This is a genomic window from Limnohabitans sp. JirII-29, assembly GCF_003063395.1.
GTDB lineage: Bacteria > Pseudomonadota > Gammaproteobacteria > Burkholderiales > Burkholderiaceae_C > Limnohabitans.
Genome location: NZ_NESB01000003.1, coordinates 357,247 through 374,266 on the forward strand (window position 1 = coordinate 357,247; position 17,020 = coordinate 374,266).

Here is a 17,020-nt window from a genome sequence, read left to right on the forward strand (position 1 = left end):
ACCCCCATGCCCGCAATTCAACTCACCCCTGCACAACGCAAAATCCACCGCTCAGAAGCCCACCATCTCGACCCCGTCGTGATGATCGGCAATGATGGTTTAACGCCTGCCGTCCTCAAAGAAGCCGAGATGGCGCTCAGCGCCCACGGCCTGATCAAAATTCGCGTCTTGGGCGATGACCGCGCCGCGCGCGAAGAGATGTTTGCCGCCTTGGCAGACCAACTCAATGCAGCACCGATTCAACACATTGGCAAGTTGCTGGTTCTGTGGCGCCCACAACCTGAAAAAGTCCGCGAAGTGGACGAAGATCGTTTGCCAGGCCCACGCGATGTCAAAGTGCTCAAGTACAGCAAACGTGGTGGCCAACGCCCCGAAGTCAAGATGTTGCGCGTATTGGGCAACCAACGACTGACCTCTGGCGGTCAAGTCAAACGCGCCAAGCCGAAGAAAACATCGGTCAAAAAGCGTACGCTGGGCTAATCGGCCCGCACTCAGGCCAGCTCAAGCAGCTGGCGATTGAGTGTCCCAGAGCACTTTCGCAGCACACAAACACTGCGCCAAATACAAAGCACTGCCCAGGTTGTGCCAAAGTTTCAAGTTGTCACGCGCCACGATGTGTGGTGCCACCGCAAACTCCAACAGCAAAGCCAGCAACACCCCGCCCAACACCCAAGGTGAGGGGGACTGTGTCAGCCCTTTTGCACGGGCTTGCCGCTGCGCCGACAGCACCAGCAACATGCCACATGCGAGAGACAGCCAGGTTTGCGCTGCAAACAGCTTGGCCGCCATAAGGCCGGCCATGGCTGGCGTGTCCAAATGCACAAACAACAAGGGCACCACCAGAAAGCCGATGGTCGTCATGCTGCCCCACCACAGCGCTGCCAAATAAATTTGCAACCGCGCCACGGGATGATCAGCGGTAAGCCACCGCGACGATTTCGTAACGTTTGATACCGCCAGGCGCCTGAACTTCAGCCACGTCGCCCTCCTCCTTGCCAATCAAGGCGCGGGCAATCGGGCTGCTGATATTGATCAGACCGAGCTTCAGATCGGCTTCGTCTTCACCCACGATTTGATACGTCACGGCGTCGCCTGAGTCTTCGTCTTCCAAATCAACCGTGGCCCCAAACACCACACGACCACCCGCATCGACGGCAGCTGGATCAATGATTTGAGCGGCAGACAGCTTGCCTTCAATTTCTTGAATGCGTCCTTCGATGAAACCTTGACGGTCCTTGGCTGCGTCGTACTCAGCGTTTTCGCTCAAGTCGCCTTGAGCGCGTGCCTCAGCAATCGCATTGATGACTGAAGGACGCTCCACAGTTTTGAGTTTGTGCAGCTCTTCTTTGAGCTTTTCGGCACCGCGCTTGGTGATAGGAATGGTGGTCATAAGCTTGTGTTCTTTAAGCAGTCAACTGAGCGTGCATCTCTTGCACAGAAATGACATCGAGTTGGTCCATGTACTTCATCCCCTCCACCGCCGCTTCAGCACCTGCGATGGTGGTGAAGGTGGTGACACGGTTGAGCAAGGCAGAGGTGCGAATGTGACGCGAGTCCGCAATCGCGTTGCGGCGCTCTTCGACGGTGTTGATCACCAAGGCGATCTCATTGTTCTTGATCATGTCCACGATGTGCGGACGACCTTCGGTCACCTTGTTCACCGTGGCACAGGCGACACCCGCTGTGGTGATGGCCAAAGCAGTACCTTTGGTGGCGATCAACTCAAAACCTTGGGCGACCAGTTGACGAGCCACCTCAATGGCTCGCACCTTGTCGTTGTTTTTGACCGAAATGAACACTTTGCCCGTGGATGAGCCGTCGGCTTGGTGTGGGCGGGGCAACTTGGTGCCAGCGCCCAATTGGCTTTTGACAAAAGCTTCGCCAAAGGTTTTGCCAACCCCCATCACTTCACCCGTGGACTTCATCTCAGGGCCCAGGATGGTGTCGACGCCAGGGAACTTGACGAACGGGAACACCGCCTCTTTGACGCTGAAATAAGGTGGCGTCACTTCATGAAGAATGCCTTGCGAGGCCAGTGTCTGACCGGCCATGCAACGCGCAGCCACTTTGGCCAGCTGAATGCCTGTGGCCTTGGACACGTAGGGCACCGTGCGTGAAGCGCGTGGATTGACTTCCAACACATAGATCACGTCTTTGCCATCCACATGCTGAATGGCGAACTGAACGTTCATCAAGCCCACCACGTTCAAGGCACCGGCCATGGCGGCAGATTGACGCTTGAGTTCGTTCACGGTCTCTGCAGACAGCGAGTACGGTGGCAACGAGCAAGCCGAGTCACCACTGTGCACGCCAGCTTGTTCGATGTGCTCCATCACGCCACCGATGAATGTTTTGCCTTCTGGATCACGTAGGCAGTCCACATCACACTCAATGGCATCGTTCAAAAAGCGATCTAACAACACCGGTGAATCGTGGCTCACTTTGACGGCTTCGCGCATGTAGCGCTCCAAGTCGCGTTGCTCGTGCACGATCTCCATGGCGCGTCCACCCAGCACATAACTGGGACGCACCACCAGGGGATAGCCCAAGGCAGCCGCTTTTTCCAAAGCTTCGGGTTCGGTGCGTGCGGTGGCGTTGGGCGGTTGACGCAGCCCCAGCTCTTGCAACAGGTGCTGGAAGCGCTCGCGGTCTTCGGCTGCGTCGATCATGTCTGGGCTGGTGCCAATGATGGGCACGCCTGCCGCCTCAAGACCCAGGGCCAGTTTCAAGGGGGTTTGGCCACCGTACTGAACAATCACACCGGTAGGCTTTTCTTTGTCCACAATCTCCAACACGTCTTCCAGTGTCAAAGGCTCGAAATACAGACGGTCCGACGTGTCGTAGTCGGTCGACACCGTTTCTGGGTTGCAGTTGACCATGATGGTTTCGTAGCCGTCTTCGCGCATGGCGAGTGCGGCATGGACGCAGCAATAATCAAACTCAATGCCTTGACCAATGCGGTTGGGGCCTCCGCCCAACACCATGATCTTCTTGTTCTGTGTCGGCTCAGCCTCGCACTCGCCGTCTCCGTTGCCTTCGTAGCTGGAGTACATGTAGGCGGTATCGGTGGAGAACTCTGCGGCGCAGGTGTCCACGCGTTTGTAGACAGGGCGCACATTCAAGGCATGACGCTTGGCGCGCACCACATGCTCAGTGGTTTTGAGCAGCTTGGCCAAACGACGGTCGGAAAAGCCTTTTTTCTTCAAGGCGCGCAACTCGTCAGCGGTGATGGCATCCAGCGTCGTGGTTTCGAGTTCCAACTCAATTTTCACGATCTCTTCGATTTGCACCAAGAACCAGCGGTCAATTTTGGTCAACTCAAACACCTCGTCGACGCTCAGGCCCTGGGCGAACGCGTCGCCAACATACCAAATGCGCTCAGGGCCGGGCTCACCCAGCTCTTTTTCAAGCACTTCGCGGTCTTGGGTCTTTTCGTTCATCCCGTCCACGCCAACCTCCAAGCCGCGCAGGGCTTTTTGGAACGACTCTTGGAAGGTACGGCCCATGGCCATGACTTCGCCCACCGATTTCATCTGGGTGGTCAAGCGGCTGTCGGCTGTGGGAAATTTTTCAAAGGCAAAACGTGGGATTTTGGTGACCACGTAGTCAATGCTGGGCTCAAAGCTCGCGGGCGTAGCACCACCGGTGATTTCGTTGCGCAACTCATCAAGCGTGTAACCCACGGCCAACTTGGCCGCTACCTTGGCAATCGGAAAGCCCGTGGCCTTGGACGCCAAAGCAGATGAACGCGACACGCGCGGGTTCATCTCAATCACCACCATGCGACCATCTTTGGGATTGATGGAGAACTGCACGTTCGAGCCCCCCGTGTCCACACCAATTTCACGCAACACAGCCAACGAGGCGTTGCGCATGATTTGGTATTCCTTGTCGGTCAAGGTTTGGGCCGGAGCCACGGTGATCGAGTCACCGGTGTGCACCCCCATGGGATCCAAGTTCTCGATCGAGCAAATGATGATGCAGTTGTCCGCTTTGTCGCGCACCACTTCCATCTCGTACTCTTTCCACCCCAGCAGCGACTCTTCAATCAACAACTCATTGGTAGGCGAAGCTTCCAGGCCACGCTTGCAGATGACCTCGAACTCTTCCGGGTTGTAGGCAATGCCACCACCGGTGCCACCCAAGGTGAAGCTGGGACGAATCACGGTAGGAAAGCCCACCTGGCGTTGCACATCCCAAGCTTCTTCCATGCTGTGGGCAATGCCAGAACGTGCTGAGCCCAGACCAATTTTGGTCATGGCATCTTTGAACTTCAAGCGGTCTTCCGCTTTGTCAATCGCCTCGGGTGTGGCACCGATCAATTCCACTTTGTATTTATCAAGCACCCCGTGGTGCCACAAATCCAAAGCGCAGTTCAAAGCGGTCTGCCCACCCATGGTGGGCAAGATAGCGTCTGGACGCTCTTTGGCAATGATTTTTTCAACCGTTTGCCAGGTGATGGGCTCGATGTACGTGACGTCTGCCGTGGCGGGGTCGGTCATGATCGTGGCGGGATTGCTGTTGATCAAAATGACTTTGTATCCCTCTTCACGCAAGGCTTTGCAAGCCTGCACACCAGAGTAGTCAAATTCACACGCCTGCCCAATGATGATGGGGCCAGCGCCAATGATGAGGATGCTTTTTAGGTCGGTGCGCTTAGGCATTTATTTTTTCTCCATCAAGTTGATGAAGCGGTCGAAAAGATAGGTGATGTCATGAGGACCAGGCGATGCCTCGGGGTGTCCCTGAAAACAAAACGCGGGTTTGTCTGTGCGGGCCAAGCCCTGCAAGGTGCCGTCAAACAAGGACACGTGGGTGGCTCGTAAATTGGCAGGCAATGTTTTTTCATCCACCGCAAAACCGTGGTTTTGGCTGGTGATCGACACGCGGCCACTGTCAAGGTCTTTGACCGGGTGGTTGGCACCGTGGTGTCCAAATTTCATCTTGAAGGTTTTGGCACCGCTGGCCAAGGCCATGATTTGATGACCCAAACAGATACCAAAAGTCGGGATACCTGTTTCAATCAACTCGGCCGTAGCGGCAATGGCGTAGTCGCACGGCTGCGGGTCGCCGGGACCGTTGGACAAAAAGATCCCATCCGGCTGGTGTTTGAGCACTTCGGCTGCCGAAGTTTTGGCGGGCACCACGGTCACTTTGCAACCGCGCTCGGCCAACATACGCAAGATATTTTTCTTGACGCCAAAGTCGTACGCCACGACGTGAAACTTAGGCGTGGTTTGTTCGCCATAACCCTTGCCCAGCGCCCATTCGGTTTGCGTCCAGGCATAGGGCGCGGTCACGGTGACTTGTTGTGCCAAATCGAGACCGGCCATGCTGGGTGCCCCTTGGGCGGCGGCAATGGCTTGTTCTTTCAGCGCTTGGCTGACTTGCTGACCTGGCGCCAGGGCCAAGATCGCACCGTTTTGCGCCCCTTTGGTACGCAAGATGCGTGTCAATTGACGGGTATCGATATTGGCAATCGCCACCGTGCCACTCTCGGTCAGATAAGCCGACAAGGTTTGATGTGATCGAAAGTTGCTGGCCACCAAAGGAAGGTCTTTGATGATCAGGCCAGCAGCATGGACTTTGTCAGCTTCGATGTCTTCCACGTTGACGCCATAGTTGCCAATGTGCGGGTACGTCAAGGTGACGATCTGCTGGCAATAGCTGGGGTCGGTCAGAATTTCTTGGTAGCCGGTGAGCGATGTATTGAACACCACCTCGCCTACGGTGGAGCCAGAGGCTCCAATCGAATTGCCGATAAAGACCGTGCCGTCTGCAAGCGCCAAGATGGCGGGCGGGAAGGTTCCCTGAAGAGACAAAAGCACTGGGTTCTCCGGAGTAGTTCGGGTACGCCTCAGCGCTTACAAGAGAACGGGTCTCTTTTTGGCTGCTTGTTCGAGGAATGGGCCTTGGTTGAGCTGGGGCGTACAGGTTGATGCGGGAAAGCCTCTCATTATATCCGAGGCACTCGTTTACCCTTGCGTCACGTCACACGACAAGTGGCACTGGCGTGCAAACAAATCGCGGCAGCAGCGGCCACATTCAATGACTCTTCGCCACCGGGTTGCGCAATACGCACCGACAATGCCGCATGGTCGGCGAGCTGAGGTGAAACGCCCTGCCCCTCATGCCCCATCAGCCAGGCGCACGGCATGGGCAATGCCTGCTGAGCGAGCAACTGGTGCAGGAATGGGCCTTGGTGCGAACTGGTGGCCACCCAAGGCATGTCCAGTGCGTCCAACGCCGAAGGCTCCAGGCCCTCCACCAAATGCAAACCAAAATGCGCGCCCATGCCAGCGCGTAAGACTTTGGGAGACCACAGGGCAGCAGCACCTTTGATGGCCAACACCTGGCCAAAACCAAAGGCGGACGCGCTGCGCAAAATTGAGCCAACGTTGCCCGCGTCTTGCACCCGATCCAGCACCACGGTGGGGGTGTGACGCAAGATGTCGGGTGCCACTGGCACCGTCATCACAAACCCCATCCGCGCGGGGGATTCGAGTCCACTCACCTCGGCAAACAGGGCATCGGGCAACACCGTGTTGCGGGGGGCAGCCTCGGTCCAGTCGCGCGGAGCGATGTCCCATTGCGATTGTGCAAACACGGCATGCTCAGGCCGAACACCACGTGCCAACGCCGCACGACACAGGTGGTCGCCTTCCAACCAAACACGACCGAGTTTGCGATAGGCCGTGCTGTCTTGCGACAGGCGACGCAGCTCTTTGACCAAGGGGTTGTCACGCGAAGTAATCACGTTCATCGCAGCACCTCGGCAACGGGTGAAAAACTGTGACGATGCCAGGGCGTTGCCCCATGGGTACGCAAAGCCTGCAAATGTGCTTCGGTGCCGTATCCCTTGTGACGGTCAAAGCCGTACTCTGGGTATTGAGCATGCAATTGCAGACACCAGCGGTCACGGTGTACCTTGGCCAAGATAGATGCCGCAGAAATGGCGGGTACCTTGCTATCGCCTTTGACAATGGCTTCGGCCAACACATCGAGGACAGGTAGACGGTTGCCATCCACCAACACTTTGTGCGGCTTGAGGCGCAACCCTTCTACCGCCCGACGCATCGCGAGAAGGGTGGCATTCAAAATATTCAGACTGTCAATTTCCTCCACCGAGGCCTCAGCAATCGAACAGCACAGAGCTTTGGCACGGATCTCGTCATACAAACGCTCGCGCTTCAAGGCCGTGAGTTTTTTGGAGTCCGCCAAGCCGACGATCGGGTTCAGGTCATCTAAGATGACGGCAGCGGCCACGACGGGCCCAGCCAAAGGACCTCGCCCAGCCTCATCCACGCCGGCAATCAGACCCGGGGCATCCCAGACCAGCGAAGCCTGTTCAGCGCGCAAGAATTTTTTGGATCGCATGGGCAGCCAATGCAGGGGTGTCACAGCGCAAACTGTCATGCAGTGCGGCAAAACGTTGTTGAACGGCGGTCATGGCGGCGGGTTGTGCCAGCCACTGCAATACTTCATGCGCCATGGCGTCCGGGGTGGCAGCGTCTTGCAACAACTCAGGCACCACAAACTCCTGGCACAAGATATTGGGCAGACCCACCCAGGGTTGGAGTTTTTTGCGACGCATGATTTGCCAACTGATCCAGTTCATGTTGTAAGCGATGACCATCGGACGTTTGAAAAGCGCGGCTTCCAGCGTGGCGGTACCACTGGCAATCAGTGTCACATCGCAAGCGGCCAGAGCAGTGTGCGATTGTCCGGTCAACACCGTCAGCCCAGGCACGCCACCTACCTCGCGAACCAGCGCATCGATGCGGGCACGTAACGCAGACATGGCGGGCAAGACAAAGATCAGCCCAGGCTGTTGCTGGGCCATGCGCTGCGCCGCTTGTAAAAAACGACGTGCCAAATATTCAATTTCAGAATGTCGACTGCCAGGCAATAACGCAACCACAGTCGCGTCTTGTGGCAAGCCCAGTGCAACACGTGCCGCAGCACGGTCAACATGTTCAGGAATCGTTTGTGCCAGTGGATGCCCCACGTAGGTGGCAGCAATGCCGTGCGCTTCGAGCAAGGCTTTTTCAAACGGAAAGATGCACAGCACATGGTCTACGCTGCGTCGAATTTTGTCGACTCTGTCAGCACGCCAAGCCCAAATAGAAGGACACACAAAATGCACTGTCGGAATGCCGCTCGCCTTCAGATCATGCTCTAAGTCAAGATTGAAGTCTGGCGCATCCACACCAATGAAGGCGCTGGGTGGTTGGGCCAACAAACGCGCTTTGAGCTGCTGACGAATACCCACAATTTCACGGTAGTGCCGCAGCACTTCCACATAGCCACGCACAGCTAATTTTTCGTAGGGCCACCAAGCTTCAAACCCTTGCTGCGCCATGCGCGGCCCCCCAATGCCGGTGCTTCGCATCTCGGGCCATGTTTGGTGCATTCCCTGCAGCAACAGGCCTGCGAGCAAATCACCCGAGGCCTCGCCAGCGACAAGCGAGAAGGTCACAAGTGCCGACATAGGCTCAGCGCACGATGCCACGTTGTGGCGAGGTCTGGTTCAAGAAGTCGAGCATCATCTGCACATCGGGTGCAGATTCAGGTTTGGATTGCACCAGCGCTGCGATGCGCTCTTTGGCTTTGTCGAGCGTCAAGTCTTCACGGTACAAGGCCTTGTGCATGGCCTTGACTGCGCTGATACGCTCAGGGGAAAAGCCGCGACGACGCAGCCCTTCGTAATTCATGGAGCGCGCCTCTGCCGGCTGCCCTTGGCACATCACAAAAGGTGGCAAATCTGCAAACAGCAACGAATGCATGGCCGTGAAACTGTGAGCGCCAATACGTACAAACTGATGCACAACGGTAAACCCACCCAAGATCACCCAATCACCCACGTGCACGTGGCCAGCCAATTGCGCACTGTTGGCAAAGATGGTGTGATTGCCCACCACACAATCGTGCGCCAAATGCACATAGGCCATGATCCAGTTGTCATCGCCCACACGCGTCACGCTCGTGTCGCCGGGAGAACCGATGTTGAAGGTACAAAACTCGCGGATGGTGTTGCGGTCACCGATCACCAATTCGCAGGGCTCACCTGCGTATTTCTTATCTTGCGGGATCGCGCCCAAAGAGTTGAATTGAAAAATACGGTTGTCGCGTCCAATGGTGGTGTGACCTTCGATCACACAATGGGCACCGACCGTAGTACCCGCCCCCATACGCACATGGGGGCCAATGATGGTGTATGGCCCCACTTGCACCGAGCTGTCGAGTTCGGCTTGGGGGTCAACAATCGCCGTGGGATGGATGAAGCTCATCGTCGCGGGGCATGGGTCAAGCAATGGTGCGCATGGTGCACATCAACTCGGCTTCGGTGGCGATTTCATCCCCCACTTTGGCTCGGGCTTTGAATTTGAAAATGCCAGCTTTCATGCGGTCCAGTTCAACTTCCAAAATCAGCTGGTCGCCTGGCTCAACTGGACGTTTGAAACGCGCACCATCGATGCCAGCGAAGTAGTACACCGTTTTGTCATCTGGGGTCACGCCCACGGCATCAAATGCCAGCAAAGCGGCTGCTTGGGCCAAGGCCTCCAGCATCAACACACCCGGCATCACAGGGCGATGCGGAAAGTGACCGGTGAAATACGGTTCGTTGATTGAGACATTTTTGAGCGCCTTGATGCGTTTACCTTTTTCGATCTCCAACACGCGGTCAACCAGCAAGATGGGATAGCGGTGCGGCAATTGCTTCAGGATTTGATGGATGTCCATGCTCATTTTTTTTGACTTTCTAAAGCTGATTCAAGAGATTTGATGCGGTCACGCAAACGGTGCAGTTGACGCAAGGTGGCAGCATTTTTTTCCCACGAGGCATTGTCGTCGATGGGAAACACGCCGCTGTACTGTCCAGGCTGACGAATTGAACGCATCACGACCGATGCAGCAGAAATATGCACACCATCGGCCAACTCCAAATGCCCCAACACCACGGCTCCACCACCGACCGTGCAGTGAGCGCCGATGCGTGCGCTACCTGCCACGCCTGCGCAACCAGCCATGGCCGTGTGTGCGCCAATGTGAACGTTATGGCCTATTTGCACCAAGTTATCGAGCTTCACACCATCTTCAATCACGGTGTCATCTAGAGCGCCACGGTCAATGCAGGTATTGGCACCGATCTCGACATCGTTGCCAATGTGCACTGCACCGAGTTGTTCAATTTTTTCCCAGCGCCCTTCAAACAGCGCAAAACCGAACCCATCTGCACCGATGACAACACCAGCATGCACGATGCAGCGTTGACCCAAGACGCAATCTTCACCCACAGTCACACCAGACTTGAGCCAAGTGTGCGCACCAATACGTGCACCGCGTTCAATCACACACAAAGGACCAATGCGTGCGCTGGCGTCAACGTGTGCAGAGGGATGAATCACGGCGCTTGGATGAACCATCGGCTCATCGTGCTGCTGATGCTGAGCACGCCACAACTGCGTCAAACGTGCAAAGTAGTGGTAGGGGTTGTCGGTCACGATGCAGGCACCACGTGCTTGCGCCAGTGTCGCCATCATGGGCGACACAATCACGCAAGCTGCCTGAGACGTCGTGAGTTGAGATTGGTATTTGGGATTACTTAGAAAACTCAAGGCATCGGCATGCGCAGTGTCAAGCGGTGCGAGTTTTTGAATCCATTGCTCGGGGTTTCCATGCAACTGGCCCCCAAGACTTTCAACGATTTGGCCGAGACGCAGTGCCACGGCAGATTACTTGGTCGAATTGATGACCTTGAGCACTTTGTCAGTGATGTCGTGCTTAGGGCTGATGTAGACCGCCTCTTGCAAAACGAGGTCGTATTTTTCGGCTTCAGCCACTTGCTTGATCACGCGGTTGGTGCGCTCAAGAACCAGTTGGAACTCTTCGTTTTTGCGCGCATTGAGTTCTTCTTGAAATTCACGACGCTTGCGTTGAAAGTCGCGGTCTTGCTCGCCCAATTGCTTTTGTCGGCTCAAGCGCTGTGACTCTGACAAAGTGGGGGCTTCACGCTCGAATTTTTCAACCGCAGATTTCAATGCAGCACCCGCATCATTGAGTTCTTTGTCGCGCTTGGAAAACTCTTGCTCCAATTTTTGCTGTGCCTGCTTGGCTGTGTTGGCTTCTTTGAAAATACGGTCTGTATTGATAAAGCCAATACGAATTTCGTCAGCATAGGCAGTCAAGCTGACCACGCCCACCATCAACGCCAAAGAAAGTTGGCTAAAAAACTTTTTCATCAGAAAGATGTCCCGATTTGGAATTGCAATCTTTGAATTCTATCGCCAGTGAAGGTTCTGGCGGGTAAGGCCCAGGCAAAGCGCAGAGGGCCCATGGGAGAGACCCAACTCAGCCCCACGCCATATGAACTACGAAGTTGGTTCAACTGAACTTTGTCGAACTCACCAAACACGTTACCCATGTCATAGAAGCCATAGAGCCTCAGACTTCTGTCGTTACCCGCACCTGGGAATGGCATCAAAAACTCACTGTTGAGGGTGATTTTTTTGGTACCACCCGACACAATGCCGTAGACGTCACGAGGGCCCAGGGTGCCTTGCTCAAAGCCACGCACGGAGCCTAAACCACCCGAGAAGTAGTTCTTGAAAACTGGGAAGCTTTGCCCTTGCAAGCCTTTACCAACGCCTAAATCGGCATTGAATGCAAATGTGTATTGCTTGCTGAGTGCGAAGTACTGTTGGTATTGACCACCGATCTTGGCGTAGCGCGTGTCGCCTGCTGCCCCCACTTCGGTGTTGGCTCGAATCAACTTACCCGTCGATGGATTCAGGTAACTGTCACGACCATCTCTCGCCCAGCCCAAAGTCACAGGCACAGTTTTGGTGGTGTACCCGTGGTTGTATGCGTACACCAGCCAAGAGGCTGGCAAATTGGTGCCGGGAATAATTTCGGTCTGTTCGAGCGATGTACCTACGAAAACGCGGTCCAGCTCACTGAATGGAACGCCAAAACGGATGCCAAGGCCAGAAGTCACAAGTCGGTAATCTCCGCCCTGCTCCACGTAAGGTTTGCTCGACCGATGGTAGTAATCAAAGGTGCGCGACACACCGTCTTGGGTGAAGTACGGATCGGTTGTACTGATCACGTAGTACTGGTTGTACTTGCTGGTGCTGACTTGGAGTCCTAAGTTTTGGCCCGAACCAAAAACGTTTTCCTGCTGAATGCCAAAAGAAAAGGTGACCTTTTCAGCACTCGAAAACCCAGCGCCCAGTGTGAGCATGCCTGTGGGCTTTTCCGTCACATTGACATTCAAGTCCACCTGATCTTGTGAAGCGGCAACTTCTTGGGTATCTATATCAACCTCTTTGAAGTAGCCCAAGCGATTGATGCGGTCGCGTGACAAGCGGATGCGCTCGCCGTCATACCAAGATGACTCCATCTGGCGGAACTCACGGCGCACAATTTCATCTCGGGTTCGGTTATTCCCCAGAATGTTGATACGCCTCACATAGGCACGACGTGACGGATCTGCCACCAAGACCAGCTTGACGCGATTGGTCGCTCGGTCAATCTCAGGTCGCACATCGGTGCGGGCAAACGCAAACCCGAAGTTGCCAAAGTATTCATTGAAGGCTTTGGTGGTTTTGGCGACATCGTCTGCGTTGTAGGGTTGACCTGCTTTGATTTCAATCAACGACTTGAAGTCGTCATCTTTACCCAGGTAATACCCCTCCAGAGCCACCTCAGACACCACGAAACGGTCACCCTCTGTGATGCTGATGGTGATGCTGATGTCTTGCTTGTTAGGTGAAATGGCCACTTGCGTGGAATCAATTCGAAACTCCAAATAACCGCGAGACATGTACCAAGCACGCAAAGTTTCCAGGTCAGCATTCAGTTTGGCACGCGAATAGCGATCTGACTTGGTGTACCAGCTCAGCCAGTTGCCCGTACTTTGGTCAAACTGATCAAGCAGTGTGGATTCACTGAAGGTTTTGCTACCAACGACTCGGATTTCTTTGATTTTGGCCAGATCGCCTTCCACGACGGTGAAAGACAAATTGACCCGGTTACGGTCGCTCGGCGTCACGGTGGTGATCACCTCAGCACCGTACAGACTGCGGCTGACGTACTGACGCTTGAGTTCTTGCTCTGCACGATCAGCCAACGCTTTGTCGAAAGGCCGTCCTTCGGCCAAGCCGATGTCGCGCAAAGCTTTACGCAATATGTCTTTGTCAAACTCTTTTGTGCCAATGAACTCCACCGCAGCGATGTTCGGACGCTCTTCCACAATCAGCACCAACACATCACCCGTGACTTCAATGCGAACGTCCTTGAAGAGCCCCAGTGCGAACAAACTGCGAATGGCAGCAGCGCCCTTGTCGTCGGTGTAATCATCCCCAACGCGGAAAGGAATAGATGCAAAGATCGTCCCAGGCTCCACACGCTGTAAGCCCTCGACACGGATGTCACGAACTGTGAAAGGATCGACGGCCCAAGCATTGAAAGCCAGCGCAGTGCCCGCCAACAAAGCAGCAGCATAGGACAGCGGAGCGCGGGTAAAACTGATAGGTTGCTTGTTCATGAAGAGAAAACTTCAGGGTCTGGGTGAATGATGAAGGAGCTTAACTGAGCCAGCCCAGACGGACCAAATCATTGAAGAGAGAAAAAAACATGAGTGCCACTAACATCAACAAACCCAAGCGTTGTAAAACGTCGAGCCAATGTGCTGCGGGGGGACGGCCGGTCAAGGCCTCATAAAGATAATACAACAGGTGCCCCCCGTCGAGGACGGGCAAAGGCATCAGATTGAGCACCCCAAGACTGATGCTGATCAAGGCCAAATACGACAAATACGCAGACAAGCCGATACTGGCTGAGCGTCCCGCGTAATCAGCCATTGACAAAGGCCCACTCAGATTATCGAGTGAAGCACTGCCAACGACCATGCGCCCCACCATGTCCAACGTCAGTCCGATCACTTCCGACGTGCGTACAAATGCACGGCTTACGCCATCGATGAACCCAGCTTGCACCCAAACACGCGCGGGTGGCTCGCCCACATACGCACCGATACGCCCGACATAGCGGTCCTTGTCCCACACGCGCTCAGGCGTGACCTCTACCATCAGCTCACCTTGGTGAGGTCGTCGAATCGCCCATACTTGAAGAGGCACAGGGCCACGCTCGCCAGCGGCACGCACCCATGCGCGCAGCATGGCAGCGTCTTCCATGCGGTGTCCATCAATGTGCAACACCACATCGCCGCGTTGCAAACCGGCACGCTGCGCTGCACTCCCCTCCTGTACGTTACCGATAACAGCAGGGCTCCAGAGCTGTCCTAGCCCATAGACAGACAAGCCTGATAGATCTTGCGCGTTCTCGGCTATCGAAGCAGGAGCCAGCAATGACACGGTATGAATGCGATGGTTGTGTGCTGACTCAACTTCCAACACCAATGGCTCATGGAGGGTGTCTTCTTGCAGGGCCCACCAACGCAAGGCCTCCATAGATTCGACCTCGTGCAAGGTCGCTTCAGACAAACCGACACGCAGTACCAAATCGCCACCGCGCAAACCCACGGACTCGGCCACAGAACCCAAGGCAGGCGACGCCAGTAGCGGTTTTGACTCATACTGCCCTAACCAAAAAGTCGCGGCATACAACACCACCGCGAGCAACAGGTTGGCCAAGGGTCCTGCTGAGACGATGGCTGCACGTCGCCATAAGCTCTGACGGTTCAGGGCCATGGAGACATCACCGGGAGCAACGACTTCCTCGTTTTCATCCAACATCTTGACGTAGCCGCCCAAGGGAATGAGACAAATCATGAACTCGGTACTCTGTCCAGGGAAAGGACGGCGAGCGCGCCATCTCAGCAAGGGTCGACCAAAACCCACAGAAAACGTGAGCACTTTGACCCCGCAGGCCACAGCCATTCTGTAATGCCCCCATTCATGTACGGCAACCAACAAACCCAAAGTGCCGAGAAAGACCAACACGGTCATGGCAATGCAAATTTTTGAACGAGCGTTTCAGCTGTGACGCGAGCTTGTGCATCGAGCGCTAATAAATCCATCAAGTCGTGTGGTGGCGAAGGCTGTAATTGATCGATACAGGCCACATTAAGATGATGGATTTGGTCAAATCGGATGCGACGATCCAAGAATGCAGCCACAGCAACCTCATTGGCCGCATTCAAAATTGCAGTGGTGCCTGAGGGACCACGCAAGGCGTCCCACGCCAAGCGCAAACCAGCGAACCGCTCGGGATGGCCATGGTCGTTCAATGCCTCAAACGTCATCGCTGACAGCGTGTGGAAATCCAGCGCTTGAGCCCCCGAAGCAATGCGCTCAGGCCAACTCAAACCATAAGCGATAGGACCTCGCATATCCGGAGTCCCCAACTGCGCAACCACCGAAGCGTCGCGGTATTGCACCATCGAATGAATAACGCTTTGCGGATGTATCACGACATCAATCCGCTCTGGCGGCAAACCAAACAAATAACGCGCCTCAATGACCTCCAAGGCTTTGTTCATCATCGTGGCTGAATCCACTGAAATCTTTCGCCCCATGACCCAATTGGGATGAGCGCAAGCTTCCTCAGGCGTGACGTCTTTAAGGGTCTTCACATCGCGGGTGCGAAACGGGCCACCCGACGCCGTCAAAATGATTTTTTCGACGCGTGAATCCCAGGTGTGCGGGTCTTCAGGCAAGGACTGAAAAATTGCCGAGTGCTCGCTGTCGATAGGTAGCAAGGTGGCACCACCACGTTTCACCGCTGACAAAAAGACGTCCCCGCCTACCACCAACGCCTCTTTATTGGCCAGCAACAAACGCTTACCGCTTCGTGCTGCGGCCAAACAAGGCGCCAAGCCTGCAGCGCCAACAATGGCCGCCATCACAGCATCAACCTCGGGATGTGAGGCCACGTCTTCAAGTGCTTGCGCACCGGTACGCACCTGCACATCCAAGCCTTGCGCGTGCACTTTGTCTTGGAGTGAGCGTGCGGCCTGCGCGTGCGCCATCACGACAACCTGGGGTTTGAATTGCACGCACTGTTGCAGCATCAAGTCCACTTGAGAGGCACCCGTTAAAGCAAAGACTTGGAATCGATCTGGGTGACGTGCGACCACGTCCAGAGTATTGGTGCCAATGGAGCCCGTTGAGCCCAATACGGTGAGCTTTTGCGGCTTGAGTCGGTCCAATGCGTTCATCACAGTGACTGCATTAGCATGAGGGCAATCGGCAAGGTAGGCAGCAGGGCGTCCACACGGTCCAACACCCCTCCGTGTCCAGGCAATAACTGGCTGCTGTCTTTCATACCGGCACTGCGCTTGACCAAAGACTCCACCAAATCCCCCACCACGCTCATTGCCACCAAAAATAAAGTGGCTAACAACAAGAATGGCCAGCCGCGCGCTTGTAAGCGCGTGAACAAACTCTGGCTATCCATGGGGTATTGGGTATCGAGCCAGATCCAAACCAAGGCCATCAGAAGCACCCCGGCCATCCCACCCCACACACCCTCCCAACTTTTACCGGGACTGATGTGGATCGCCAACTTACGACGACCAAAGGCACGCCCAAAAAAGTAAGCAGCTATATCGGCCATCCAAACAATCAGCAGCAAAGACAGCAAAAAGTTGGTACCCATAACCTTCGCTTGGTACAGGGCAAGCCAAGTCGCCCACAAGGCCAACAAACCAACGATCAAACGCAACATACGCGGAATGCGAGGCCATGCCTCAACCCCGCCACGAATCAACGCTGCGCCCCCCAACACCCACAAACCACCAGCAATCGGCCAGACCCAGGCCGGGGGGTGGTAAGCCCAATGCGCTGCCCAAGTCAAAAAGCAAGCGAACAAACAAACCGCGGCGCATCGCAATGCACCGCGCATGCCCAAACCATTCAAACGGCCCCACTCCCAAGCACCAGCAGCAATCAACACCAAGGTGAAGGTGGCAAGCGGTTCCGCCGTGGAAGCCAGAAGTGCTGGCAACAAAAGCGCCAACAACACAAGTGCCGTGATGATGCGTTGCTTGAGCATG

16 protein-coding genes are annotated in these 17,020 nt (G+C 55.4%); 1 reads left to right on the plus strand and 15 read right to left on the minus strand.

The genetic code is table 11. The features are described 5' to 3' along the window. The first annotated feature begins 6 nt into the window (after positions 1-6). The gene (locus B9Z39_RS06810; protein ID WP_100146762.1) at positions 7-480 is read left to right on the plus strand and encodes a YhbY family RNA-binding protein; all 474 of its coding nucleotides are present in this window, start codon (positions 7-9) and stop codon (positions 478-480) included. Positions 481-501: 21 nt separating this feature from the next. Here the strand turns inward: B9Z39_RS06810 and B9Z39_RS06815 are convergent, their stop codons facing one another. The 15 genes from B9Z39_RS06815 to B9Z39_RS06885 all read right to left on the minus strand — a co-directional run bounded on the left by B9Z39_RS06815 (position 502) and on the right by B9Z39_RS06885 (position 17,019). Further along, the gene (locus B9Z39_RS06815; RefSeq protein WP_108301138.1) at positions 502-906 is read right to left on the minus strand and encodes a DUF4149 domain-containing protein; all 405 of its coding nucleotides are present in this window, start codon (positions 904-906) and stop codon (positions 502-504) included. 7 nt (positions 907-913) lie between these two features. Next, positions 914-1,390, minus strand: coding sequence for a transcription elongation factor GreA (gene greA, locus B9Z39_RS06820; RefSeq protein ID WP_100146764.1), 477 nt, complete (start codon positions 1,388-1,390; stop codon positions 914-916). Positions 1,391-1,403: 13 nt separating this feature from the next. Beyond that, positions 1,404-4,664, minus strand: coding sequence for a carbamoyl-phosphate synthase large subunit (carB, locus tag B9Z39_RS06825; RefSeq protein WP_100146765.1), 3,261 nt, complete (start codon positions 4,662-4,664; stop codon positions 1,404-1,406). Beyond that, the gene (gene carA / locus B9Z39_RS06830) at positions 4,665-5,828 is read right to left on the minus strand and encodes a glutamine-hydrolyzing carbamoyl-phosphate synthase small subunit (RefSeq protein ID WP_199221175.1); all 1,164 of its coding nucleotides are present in this window, start codon (positions 5,826-5,828) and stop codon (positions 4,665-4,667) included. It abuts the gene before it with no gap. Positions 5,829-5,986: 158 nt separating this feature from the next. After that, complete coding sequence (locus B9Z39_RS06835) at positions 5,987-6,763, minus strand: RNA methyltransferase (protein ID WP_100146766.1); 777 nt, start codon at positions 6,761-6,763, stop codon at positions 5,987-5,989. Beyond that, positions 6,760-7,377 (minus strand): ribonuclease HII, encoded by a 618-nt coding sequence (gene rnhB, locus B9Z39_RS06840; protein ID WP_108301139.1) that lies wholly within the window; start codon positions 7,375-7,377, stop codon positions 6,760-6,762. Before rnhB ends, B9Z39_RS06835 begins: the two co-directional genes overlap by 4 nt. Further along, positions 7,349-8,491 (minus strand): lipid-A-disaccharide synthase, encoded by a 1,143-nt coding sequence (gene lpxB / locus B9Z39_RS06845; RefSeq protein ID WP_100146888.1) that lies wholly within the window; start codon positions 8,489-8,491, stop codon positions 7,349-7,351. Before lpxB ends, rnhB begins: the two co-directional genes overlap by 29 nt. Positions 8,492-8,495: 4 nt before the next feature. Continuing rightward, positions 8,496-9,290, minus strand: a complete 795-nt coding sequence (gene lpxA, locus B9Z39_RS06850) for an acyl-ACP--UDP-N-acetylglucosamine O-acyltransferase (RefSeq protein WP_108301140.1) — start codon at positions 9,288-9,290, stop codon at positions 8,496-8,498. Between the two features lie 16 nt (positions 9,291-9,306). Then, positions 9,307-9,744: a 3-hydroxyacyl-ACP dehydratase FabZ gene (fabZ, locus tag B9Z39_RS06855; protein ID WP_100146889.1), complete on the minus strand. Its 438-nt coding sequence runs from the start codon at positions 9,742-9,744 to the stop codon at positions 9,307-9,309. A 2-nt stretch (positions 9,745-9,746) separates the two neighbouring features. Next, on the minus strand, positions 9,747-10,730 hold the full coding sequence (gene lpxD, locus B9Z39_RS06860) for a UDP-3-O-(3-hydroxymyristoyl)glucosamine N-acyltransferase (protein ID WP_108301141.1): 984 nt from the start codon (positions 10,728-10,730) through the stop codon (positions 9,747-9,749). Positions 10,731-10,736: 6 nt separating this feature from the next. Then, complete coding sequence (locus B9Z39_RS06865; RefSeq protein WP_100146770.1) at positions 10,737-11,243, minus strand: OmpH family outer membrane protein; 507 nt, start codon at positions 11,241-11,243, stop codon at positions 10,737-10,739. Further along, positions 11,243-13,549 (minus strand): outer membrane protein assembly factor BamA, encoded by a 2,307-nt coding sequence (bamA, locus tag B9Z39_RS06870; RefSeq protein WP_100146771.1) that lies wholly within the window; start codon positions 13,547-13,549, stop codon positions 11,243-11,245. Before bamA ends, B9Z39_RS06865 begins: the two co-directional genes overlap by 1 nt. A 40-nt stretch (positions 13,550-13,589) precedes the next feature. Continuing rightward, a complete protein-coding gene (rseP, locus tag B9Z39_RS06875; protein WP_233248937.1) occupies positions 13,590-14,972 on the minus strand; it encodes an RIP metalloprotease RseP in 1,383 nt (460 codons plus the stop codon). After that, the gene (gene ispC, locus B9Z39_RS06880; RefSeq protein WP_108301143.1) at positions 14,969-16,183 is read right to left on the minus strand and encodes a 1-deoxy-D-xylulose-5-phosphate reductoisomerase; all 1,215 of its coding nucleotides are present in this window, start codon (positions 16,181-16,183) and stop codon (positions 14,969-14,971) included. Before ispC ends, rseP begins: the two co-directional genes overlap by 4 nt. Next, positions 16,183-17,019, minus strand: a complete 837-nt coding sequence (locus tag B9Z39_RS06885; protein WP_108301144.1) for a phosphatidate cytidylyltransferase — start codon at positions 17,017-17,019, stop codon at positions 16,183-16,185. Before B9Z39_RS06885 ends, ispC begins: the two co-directional genes overlap by 1 nt. Between the last annotated feature and the right edge of the window lies 1 nt (position 17,020).